Annotated in this window: 11 protein-coding genes; 6 read left to right on the forward strand and 5 right to left on the reverse strand. The window is 48.3% G+C overall.

Annotation, left to right across the window (positions count from 1 at the left end):
* Nucleotides 1-4 precede the first annotated feature (4 nt).
* Together NP603_RS16510 and NP603_RS16515 are read left to right on the forward strand one after the other, a co-directional pair.
* Nucleotides 5-1,735, forward strand: a complete 1,731-nt coding sequence (locus NP603_RS16510) for an AcrVA2 family anti-CRISPR protein (protein WP_256603988.1) — start codon at nucleotides 5-7, stop codon at nucleotides 1,733-1,735.
* Entirely contained in the window at nucleotides 1,736-2,245 is a 510-nt protein-coding gene (locus tag NP603_RS16515; RefSeq protein ID WP_256603987.1) for a thermonuclease family protein, read from the forward strand.
* 297 nt (nucleotides 2,246-2,542) lie between these two features.
* Here NP603_RS16515 and NP603_RS16520 read toward each other — a convergent pair whose 3' ends face one another.
* Both NP603_RS16520 and NP603_RS16525 read right to left on the reverse strand, forming a co-directional pair.
* Entirely contained in the window at nucleotides 2,543-3,724 is a 1,182-nt protein-coding gene (locus NP603_RS16520; protein WP_256603986.1) for a relaxase/mobilization nuclease domain-containing protein, read from the reverse strand.
* A complete protein-coding gene (locus NP603_RS16525; RefSeq protein ID WP_256603985.1) occupies nucleotides 3,717-4,280 on the reverse strand; it encodes a hypothetical protein in 564 nt (187 codons plus the stop codon). The genes NP603_RS16520 and NP603_RS16525 overlap by 8 nt, the downstream gene beginning before the upstream one ends.
* 255 nt (nucleotides 4,281-4,535) lie before the next feature.
* Here NP603_RS16525 and NP603_RS16530 point away from each other — a divergent pair, with 255 nt between their 5' ends.
* Genes NP603_RS16530 through NP603_RS16540 form a run of 3 tightly spaced genes read left to right on the forward strand, consistent with a single transcriptional unit; the run spans nucleotide 4,536 to nucleotide 6,321 of the window.
* Nucleotides 4,536-5,141 (forward strand): hypothetical protein, encoded by a 606-nt coding sequence (locus NP603_RS16530; RefSeq protein WP_256603983.1) that lies wholly within the window; start codon nucleotides 4,536-4,538, stop codon nucleotides 5,139-5,141.
* Nucleotides 5,122-5,835 carry a StbB family protein gene (gene stbB / locus NP603_RS16535; protein ID WP_256603982.1) on the forward strand — a complete coding sequence of 238 codons (714 nt, stop codon included), beginning with the start codon at nucleotides 5,122-5,124 and terminating at the stop codon, nucleotides 5,833-5,835. Before NP603_RS16530 ends, stbB begins: the two co-directional genes overlap by 20 nt.
* A gap of 3 nt (nucleotides 5,836-5,838) precedes the next feature.
* Nucleotides 5,839-6,321 carry a hypothetical protein gene (locus tag NP603_RS16540; protein ID WP_256603980.1) on the forward strand — a complete coding sequence of 161 codons (483 nt, stop codon included), beginning with the start codon at nucleotides 5,839-5,841 and terminating at the stop codon, nucleotides 6,319-6,321.
* 290 nt (nucleotides 6,322-6,611) lie between these two features.
* Here the strand turns inward: NP603_RS16540 and NP603_RS16545 are convergent, their stop codons facing one another.
* From NP603_RS16545 to NP603_RS16555, 3 genes are all read right to left on the reverse strand, one after another.
* The gene (locus NP603_RS16545) at nucleotides 6,612-7,580 is read right to left on the reverse strand and encodes an AAA family ATPase (protein ID WP_256603979.1); all 969 of its coding nucleotides are present in this window, start codon (nucleotides 7,578-7,580) and stop codon (nucleotides 6,612-6,614) included.
* Entirely contained in the window at nucleotides 7,580-8,065 is a 486-nt protein-coding gene (locus NP603_RS16550; RefSeq protein ID WP_256603978.1) for a hypothetical protein, read from the reverse strand. Before NP603_RS16550 ends, NP603_RS16545 begins: the two co-directional genes overlap by 1 nt.
* Nucleotides 8,066-8,147: 82 nt before the next feature.
* A complete protein-coding gene (locus NP603_RS16555) occupies nucleotides 8,148-8,708 on the reverse strand; it encodes a recombinase family protein (RefSeq protein ID WP_256603977.1) in 561 nt (186 codons plus the stop codon).
* 253 nt (nucleotides 8,709-8,961) lie between these two features.
* Here NP603_RS16555 and NP603_RS16560 point away from each other — a divergent pair.
* Nucleotides 8,962-9,367, forward strand: a 406-nt coding sequence (locus NP603_RS16560; RefSeq protein WP_256611998.1) for a DUF4158 domain-containing protein, incomplete at its 3' end; no start/stop codon positions are given.

Here is a 9,367-nt window from a genome sequence, read left to right on the forward strand (position 1 = left end):
AGACATGACAACAAAAACAACGCAAATACCATTCGATAACTTTATTGCATCACTTATAAAAAATGGTTACTCCGATGAGGTAAGAGCATTTACTAAAAGCATCGAAACGAAACCGCGAATGGTTCAAGACTTTGCGGATTCTTTTAATCGCCTTATAGGCGCTTGGGTGGATGTACTGGAAAATAACGAGGTACAACCAGATAAATTGGAAGAAGCCGAAACATCGAATACCTGGGACAATGAACATACGGTAATGATAGTGTCCGAGGCGATATTCGACTCATATCTGGAGTTAAAGGAATTCTGCAATGCAAATGCACGGATGCTGGGTTATTTTTTGGAGTTTATCAATCATCACTCCGAAGTAACGGCACGTATTGGATGGATCGACGAGCGCCCACAAATCGGTCGCGTATTGTGGGATTCCGTAACCATCGATGTGTCCGATCCCGTAATGGAGTACGTTCGAATAGCAGAATTCTTTGATGAAGTCGGCGATGAGGTTAAATATGTTTGCGAACCAAAACCAAAAGAACAGCCAGACCCGCCACTCTACATTTTACATCCAGAGAGATTTAAGGCGTTCCACGCATGCGCAGAACCGATAGGCAAAATCTATCGCCAGCAAGTCGATCCTAATACCGGCTTTTTAACCGTTCCACTATTAAACAAATTGATGCAGCACGCTTGTGAAGAAACGAATAACAAGGTACTGAATTATCCACGTCGCCTAACCTTAGATTCACCCAGTCCGACGCACGTCATAGAGTCATTAGAGGTGTTATCGACTGCATACGGTCGGTTTGTCCAAGCGGGCCGCCAGATTATGAAGTTTCCACCATCATTGATCGAAATGCTGGCAAAAACGGATGTTGACGAAATCCCGCTTAACTTGTTGAAAACACCATTCTCAGCCCAATACCTATACTTTGGCATGCAAAAGCACTTGGAGTTAGAGGAGGGCTGGTTTGTCGATGGGGCATACGTTGAAACAAGAGGAACCGCCGGGGATATACGTTTTACAATCACAGCCATTCCGTCAGATAGGCAAAAATCACGCCTTTGGTTTGTGATCCCGGAGCCACACTACACACAGGATTTTGTCGGCGAATTCCGCGAAAAAACCTTAGCGACCGCCATTGATCAAGTGTTTAACGATAACAAAACAACGCTTGCTCAGAAAGCCACCGGCGACGGTGGCGATATTACACAAAAGGTGTCGGACGAATTCGGCAAGATGGGCGAGTCAATGCCGGACTCGCTAAACATTGTGGACGTTTCGCCGGCAATGGCCAAGCAACGGATAGAACAACTTACAAAACGCCATCCGATTTACCACGAAACGCTTAAATTAGTGGTAAATGCGCTTTGCTATGTGACCGCGTACCCAGACGATATTGAAACCGTCTGGCCCGATGAAACACCTGTCAAATTAAAGGCGAAGGCAGAAGCCGGAAATGGTAAAGAGTCAGCGAGAGCGAAGTCGAAATTAACATCAATGGGATATGTGCAAGTACATATCTGCGGAAAAAAGATCGATGAACAACGCAAGTTAATAGGGGCGTCAACAGGAAGTCATCCAGCAAGCCATTGGCGGCGTGGTCATTGGCGAAACCAACCGTATGGTGAAGGTCGCGCCCTTCGCAAGTTGATTTGGTTAATGCCCGTGCTAGTTGCACCTAATAACGCCAATGATGACCTGGAAAACGGACATATATATTTAGTATCCAAGTAAATGGTTAGTGGAAAAATATTAAAAGAAGCCTTTGTCAAGAAAATATGGTTCGTCGCTCTATGTCTGCTTATCTTATGGACAAATGCCGTTTTGGCCGAGAACCTTTCGGGGAAGGTCGTAAAAATCATTGATGGCGATACTGTGATCTTGTTGGTTAGCGGTAACCGACAGGTCAAAATCAGGCTTGCCGAAATCGATACGCCGGAATCCCACCAACCGTATGGACAGAAAGCTAAACAAGCGTTAGCCGGATTGGTGTTTTCCAAAACGATTACAGCGGACGTGCAAACCACCGACCGTTATGGCCGGTCGGTTGCCCGTGTATATGCCGGCTCGCTGGACGTGAACGCCGAGCTTGTCCGAAGCGGGTCTGCGTGGGTGTACCGCAAATATGCTAAAGACAGTAGCCTTTACGAACTAGAGGCGCAAGCAAGAGAGGACAAAAAAGGGCTTTGGGCGCTACCTGAAAGCGAGCGAACGCCTCCATGGGAGTGGCGCAAGCGGAAATAAGGAGGAAATAACCAGTGAGCGTTTGATACACCATAAAGCGCAGCGGTCTAGCAAATGAATGGTGACAGAATGAAGGCCTCGATCGCGCGCCGGCGTCACCATACGCGCATGGTGACAAACAAGCGAATCCGGACGCGGGGATCTGACACCAATTGGGTAATCGTATGGTGACACGGTTCGCCCGGCGCTGGTCTCGATCCGGCCGGTGCCTGTCACCAATCCAGTTTGGTGACATGGCCAGCTCGACCTGGCCGGCGAATTGTCACCAATCAAACTGATCTTATCGTATCCGTTCAATTAGCGACTAGGCGCTAAATGATCGACATCTTGCGACTGCTTATCAACAGCCGGCATTTGCTCTACGCCGGTCGCTTTCGGTGTTTGGCCTATAGCCACTTGCAAACGATTCTTGTCTTTCGCTACGCGGTCTCTAAGCACCTCGTAATCGGTTTTAACCTTCGGCAACTTCTCAATGAAAGCCTCAACCGCTATGGCGTCGTTGTCCATACCGGCGGCACGAAGAGCGTGCGCCGTCGCGTACCAATCGGCAACCACATTAGTTCGTGTGCTTTCGAGCGTTTTTTTACCAGACATATCCGGCGCAACACCGTTTACAACCTCATTTAGTGCAGTCTCGACCTGGCTTTGTAGATAGGATGATTCAATCGGTTTTTTGTTAGCCTCTGGATCACGTTGCCATTTCTCGATCCGCTCTTGATGTTGGTGCATAGCGCCTTTAGTGCTACTGCGGCCCTTGCCTCGGATAGCGGCCGGCGTCGCATTCGCCTCAACGCCTCGGTCGCGTAGCGCCTGGGCGAACTGTTCTCGCCATTCTTGCAGCGTATTTTTTCGGATATAAAGACGTTCGCCGGTTTCGCTTACCGCCTTAACGACTAAATGAACATGCGGGTTTTTACCGGATTCGGTCTTTTCGTGCTTTGGATCGGTCGCCGGATCATGTAACACCATCGCGTAACGATGGCTAAAGGCGAAGTTTTCGCGGGCGAAGAACTGGGCCGCGTCTAAAACCTTTTGTGGTGGTGCGCCGTGCGGCATTGATAATACGATGTTATGTACCAGTTTCGCGCGTTTGTCTTTCTCGCCGGCTTCCGGTGCCTCCCTGTGACGTTGATTGATCACGGTATCCAACTTCCAATCCTTGACCAAAAAGCCCGAAACATCCCGACCTTTTAGAGTGTCGCCATCATCGGTTAGTACATCCAGTTCGCCGTGACGATCAATGTAATCGATGTGAGCCTCTGCCGTGCCGCTATCTCGACCGCCGCCAGTGACCTTTACCATAACCTCCGGCACGCGATCCAACGTCCGCCTTAAGGCGTCCATGGATGCACGTGACGACGGATCAAATAATGGACGGCCGGCACGCGGCGCTTGCGGCCCTTTACGGCCACGACTGCCAATATTTAAACCTTGAGCGTCTTTATCTCGTGCAATACGAACCGTTCTTTTTTTAGCCATCTTCGTTCTCCCAACTCAAAAGGTTAGCGCGAACAACCGCATCGATCTCTTCACTAGCCCGATTGGTTAGTTGAGCGGTCTCTTCGAGTAAATCAATCAATTCGTGTGAGTCAGGCCAGCGGCCAGAATGCGCCAGTTTCGCAAACTGGTTTAGGTTGCGGCCAATCGCGGCCAAATGGTTTGACGTGACACCAAGGGCCAACAGTTCATCACGCGGCATAGGTGCGTTTTTGTTTATCCAGCCACGCAAGACTAATTTCAAGATTATACCAGGCGTTAGTTGACGACCCTCGCCATATTGTTTAACGTAAAGCTCATCGCCCGGAAGCGGCCGGAAACATAATTGCCCGGTCAGTTCATGGACAGTCTCAGATTGTGCATGTAACGGCGAGCTAGGCGGCGCTGGCGCTCCGTCTTCATCTTCCCTAAGCAATCGGGTTATCTCACCGATGATCAGCTTAGAGACATCGATACGGCGTTTCTCAGCAAGCGCAAACAAGGCCGCCTTTAGGTCTTCATGAATCCGAAAACGGATGACCTCTGTTTTACCTGTCATTCCGACACCTCACCAATAAAAAAACTGTTCAACATGGGAATATGTTACCACAAATGCCGACGCTAGTCTATCCTGCCCTCTTTTTGTTTTGTTTTTTACGTGCCTTTGCCGTTGCACGGGCTGGTTTTGCTGAAAGTTTGCTGAAAGTTGCGAGAAACAGCATGCGGTTATAGTGAAATTATGGCGATAGTATTGAAAACCTGTGGATAATTAGTGTAGAGTGTAGAAAAATGACTGAAATATCGGTATGGCAAGGTGGAACCGAATCGTTTTATTCGCCGCTTTATGCGAATAAAAGAAAAAAGTCGCACTAGCAGTGCGTCGTCGGTTTTATCGGTTTTGCGTTTCCATCCGACTGAACTAAGCACCAGCGGTGCGTTTATTGGGGACTTGATGGAACTGGACGAATTCGTGAAGCTGCATAAACCGGCGTCTACGTCACGGTCGCGCCTGGCTCCGTATTTGGCGGACATCTATCGCCTTCGTCGGTTGGGCTATTCCTGGGTGCAAGTGCAAGAGTACCTGGCCACGAAGGGTGTCACGGTGGCATTCCAAACTGTTGCCGCCTACGTGAAACGTCACCCGGAACAACCCGGCGAGTCCTCGAAGCTAAGCAAACCACGCCAGACAGTGACAACGCCGGCACCAACACCAGTGCGACCGGAAAAGGATCGGACAGAGGCGAATCCGTCCGTCAATGAAGAGCAACACGAGGATGGTCAAACAAGTGATTCATCCTTTTTTAAACCCAGCGACTTACGGGACATCATGCAGTCATCAGTTGACCTAGAGAAGCTGGCCAAAATCGGCAAAAGCCAAAAACCAAAGAGGAAAAAACCACATGAAACTGGTAGTGATTAACTTCTCCGGCAACGTCGGAAAATCAACCGTGGCGGCGCATCTGCTTAAGCCACACATGCCCGGCGCTGGATTGTTCAGCGTGGAGACTTTGAACGACGACGCGGCGACCGATGGCGTGGACGTGGAAACGTACAAAGGCAAAAAGTACCGCGAACTCCAAGAGGAAATATTTTTACTCGATGATGCAATTATTGATGTCGGTGCGTCCAACGTAGAGGACTTTACCAACATGATGTCGCAGTATCACGATTCACATAAACAATTCGACTTCTACGTGGTGCCGACCGTCAAAGAGAAAAAACAGACCATCGACACGATCCGCACCATTAAAGCGTTGTCTGCAATGGGTATCCCAAAACAAAAAATCCGGGTGGTCATGAACAAGGTCGAGGTAGACGACGATATTCACGATGAATTTGGATCGTTGTTCGGTCTCGCCACCGTCGATAAATCGTTTGTCATTAACGATAAATGCGTGATCTACAACAACGAGGCCTTTGATCAGTGCAAAGACCTGGGCGTACCATTAGTGGATATGGTGAATGACAAGAACGATTACCGGGAACTGGCGAAGGCCGCAAAGGCCGAGGGCAAAACAGAGGAAGCGGAACGCTTGGTTAAAATGGCCCTGCTGAAAATGATTGCAGTCACGGCACAAAAAAACCTCGATCAAGTGTTCAAGGCGTTGTTTTAAGCCATGGCCGCCACGAAAAAAACACCCGAGAAAACCCCAAGAACCATGCGCGACGCCCTGGCCGCGCAGGTATTAGGGGACATTGACGTTTTACTTGATAAATCCGATTCTGCGGCCGCCACGATTACAGCGGCCGTGGAGCGGTTAGAATTAACGATCCGCCGGCTCGAAGAGGCCGGCGAAAGCTACAATCAAGCCGTGATGGCGGCAAACATGCGCTCGAAAAAAGAGTTGATGGCGTACCTAAAAACAGTGACGACGGCCACGGTATCGGCAACGGTTGATGAACAGCGGGAGATTGTACGCGGGTTAGTACGCGAGGCCGTGAGTGATGAAATAGCCGCGTTTAAAAAGGCGATATCGGAGATAAACGCCGTGAAACGACCAACAGGGATTGGGAGATATACAGGAACGGCAGCGATTAGCCTGGGCACTGCAATAATGACCAGTGTAATAACGTTAGTACTTCTTAAATTGGTGAGTTAACCAGCTCGCCCCGTCGCGCCATTGCGATGCAGCACCATTCGGTGTCATCTACGGCAGACAACGGCGGAGCGATCACCCTCTAGTTGTAGTTTCTTGATTTCATAACCGGTTTTTCTTGCACTTATCCGGGATTTTCATCTCAAATTAACTGACTCTATAAAATCATTTTTTCTCACATTAATTGCACAGGGCGGTTTTCTTTCTCGCATTAAATGATTTTATCGAGTTGGATTTCTCGCTTTATTTGATTCTATCCTACGCCCATAAACCATAAATTGAAGGCGCGAGCTTTATAAAATCCCCAGCTTATGGATTTCCTTATTAAAATCCTCAGCCCGTGCCGCTGGCAATTGTCCGTTGAAATACGCCTTGATTTCGCCCCGCCTGGCATTCAGATGTTCGCACAAAGCCGTGGTGTTATACCCATGCCGGGCCAGCTTGGGTTCCAACGTGTTTAAGTCGGGCGATAATATGGTTTCGACAATCTCCACATCGACCGGTTTTGTGCCTGTGGTAGCTCCCTTGATAAAAGCGAGCGTCAGGTAATGGCAAATTTGCAACGGCGTGATCAGCCGTTCCGCCAGAAGATTGATGGCATCGGGAGTCACGATGTCATGGATGGCTGTTTTAGGTTTGCTGCAATGTGTCAACACCCATTCAATATAGCGTTCTTTTTGTTGTCCCCAACTATCCAAGCTAAACAATTTCGCCCGTGCGCCGATTTCTTCCATAGTCGGCTTGTTGAGGTCGTTGCCCAGCTTTGGATGGCCCACCATGATAACGGTCAAAGTGCCTTTGGTGTCCTCAACAGTTTCAATCAACTGCTTTATGCTAATTAACGTGCGCCAATGGAGGTCATGGGCTCCATCGATGAAGAAGGCGATCGGCTTATTGATTTTACGGATCAGTTCTTGGAGTTTCCGCTCCCTGGTTTCGGTTTGGGTAATGATCTTAAAATCTTTTGGGGTGGGTAGATCAGCAAATAGTGCGGTATAGAGGGTGTTGATATTGACGCGTCGTTTATCGGTCGCCAACGATTTGGCGACAACCACCTGGTTGTTTTTCTTTAAGCCATCCTGAAAATGCCGGATAACCCGAGTCTTGCCAACGCCGACGATGCCGGTCAAGGTAATGATGCCGCCTGACATGACGGCGGCTTCAAGGCTATGCAGAACACTTTTAAAGGCTTCGGTCTCAAAGTAATCGGCTTTATCCAAATCCTTAACCAGGCCATAGTATTGCATCATTTCACCGTACATCAGTCACCTCCCGAATGCCCGGCCGAGCTTAAAGTAAAATACGCGCGAATTTTGTCCATCACTGTCTTCTTGTCCAATGTCTCATCGAGGATCATATTGATGGCGACTATTTGCAGGTCGGTCAACCGGGACAAGGGTTTGCCGAGATAATCGGCAATGGCAGTCTTGGCATCCAGTTTGTTTTTGAACGTGGTAGATTGCAGGAATGGGCTGTCATCGAACGGCATCGATTTGGGTTTTTCCATCTGAACGATATTGGCTTGGGCCAACAGAGCTTGGTCGCTGCCGTTAATGCCGGACAATGCTGAACGTGGCAGGCTGATTGTTTTTGCCAATTCCCCGATCCGATCCGCTTTAAGCTCAACGCTGCTCTTTTTGTGTTTCCGAAACTTTCCGAACGGGATCGGCCCCTCTGCAGGATAGAAAGGCCCTTGTTTCTCGTCATTGAACTCAACATAGAGTTCATTATGGACTAGCGGGAGCATTTGAACAGAAACTTACGGTTTCGCCATCGGTTTCCAGTTCATAACCGTAAGTTGCTGTACTGATCTCCAATCAAAACTGGAGTTAAATCCGGCCTTCTTCAATAGCCTTATAATAAGTTCGCCGCCCGATACCGACTTCAGAAACCGCTTTGCTGACACTTGTGCCATTGTCGACCAGCTTTTGCACTTGTTGTAGCTTGGCTTCGTTAATTGGCCTACGGCCTTTGTATTTTCCATCCGCTTTAGCGATTTCGATGCCTTCCCTTTGGCGTTCCAACATAATGCCTCTTTCAAATTCAGCAATAGCGGCCAGCATGGTGAGCATCAGTTGCCCAGTTGGAGATTTAGTATCTAAATTAATATTGAGGACTTCAAGGTCAGCGCCTTTCTGTTTTATCGCTTCGGCTATGTTCAACAAATCCTTGGTTGATCGCGCTAACCGATCCAACTTTGTCACCGTAACGGTATCGCCTTTTCGAATGTAAGCGAGTAATTTTTTTAACTCGGGACGATCAGCATTACTTCCCGATACTTTTTCCTTGAAAATCTCATGGCAATCCGCCTTGTTAAGTAATTCCAACTGAGCAGCCATATTTTGCTCCGTTGTGGATACTCGGCAATAGCCGATTTTCGATGAAGTCATGTTGTTTTGGTTGTTTTGTGCATATAGAATATGTGCAAATTATAAGCTGTGCATTTACCGCAATTCAACTACAAATGCACAAAATAGCGCCTATTTTGCGTGTGCAGTTAGATCAAGATTCAAATGCACAGCTTTTGGAACCCGAGAGCACCAAAAATAGGTGTCATTCAAAAACAACATCCGTTTTTCCAGGAATTCTAACTATCGCCAGTTTCTTGAAGAACTTTGTACCAATCAGCGAGTGCCGTTATCGATGACTACCAGTGAAGGTTTCTTAAACCGACGGCAACGCTACCAGTCCATTAAGCTGTCACAGGATTTCTCAGATGAAGAGATGGCCAGAGACTGGACACTTTCCGATGCCGACAAAAAGGAAATCAGCAAATACCGAAAAAATTCCCGGACATTTATTGCCATCCAGTTAAGCGCGTTACGCTTGTATGGTCGCTTTCTGGCCGAAGTCAATAGCCTGTCACCCCGCATTGTCAACTACCTCAACAACCAATTGGGTTTGCCGCCTTCGCTGACAGTAGCAACGCCGGATCGCGAAGCGACATTATCTGAGTACCGAAAAAATATCCTGAATTATCTGGGCTTTGCCAAATACGACGATGAAGCCCAGTCTCGATTGCAAAAATGGTTGGAACAACAAGCTTTAC

It is taken from the genome of Methylomonas aurea (genome assembly GCF_024505045.1).
GTDB lineage: Bacteria > Pseudomonadota > Gammaproteobacteria > Methylococcales > Methylomonadaceae > Methylomonas > Methylomonas aurea.

Excerpts from the sequence above, each read along its gene's own strand:
- NP603_RS16510 (WP_256603988.1), top strand. The coding sequence starts at position 5 with ATGACAACAAAAACAACGCAAATACCATTCGATAACTTTATTGCATCA.
- NP603_RS16515 (WP_256603987.1), top strand. The coding sequence starts at position 1,736 with ATGGTTAGTGGAAAAATATTAAAAGAAGCCTTTGTCAAGAAAATATGG.
- NP603_RS16520 (WP_256603986.1), bottom strand. The coding sequence starts at position 3,724 with ATGGCTAAAAAAAGAACGGTTCGTATTGCACGAGATAAAGACGCTCAA.
- NP603_RS16525 (WP_256603985.1), bottom strand. The coding sequence starts at position 4,280 with ATGACAGGTAAAACAGAGGTCATCCGTTTTCGGATTCATGAAGACCTA.
- stbB (WP_256603982.1), top strand. The coding sequence starts at position 5,122 with ATGAAACTGGTAGTGATTAACTTCTCCGGCAACGTCGGAAAATCAACC.
- NP603_RS16540 (WP_256603980.1), top strand. The coding sequence starts at position 5,839 with ATGGCCGCCACGAAAAAAACACCCGAGAAAACCCCAAGAACCATGCGC.
- NP603_RS16545 (WP_256603979.1), bottom strand. The coding sequence starts at position 7,580 with ATGTACGGTGAAATGATGCAATACTATGGCCTGGTTAAGGATTTGGAT.
- NP603_RS16550 (WP_256603978.1), bottom strand. The coding sequence starts at position 8,065 with ATGCTCCCGCTAGTCCATAATGAACTCTATGTTGAGTTCAATGACGAG.
- NP603_RS16555 (WP_256603977.1), bottom strand. The coding sequence starts at position 8,708 with ATGACTTCATCGAAAATCGGCTATTGCCGAGTATCCACAACGGAGCAA.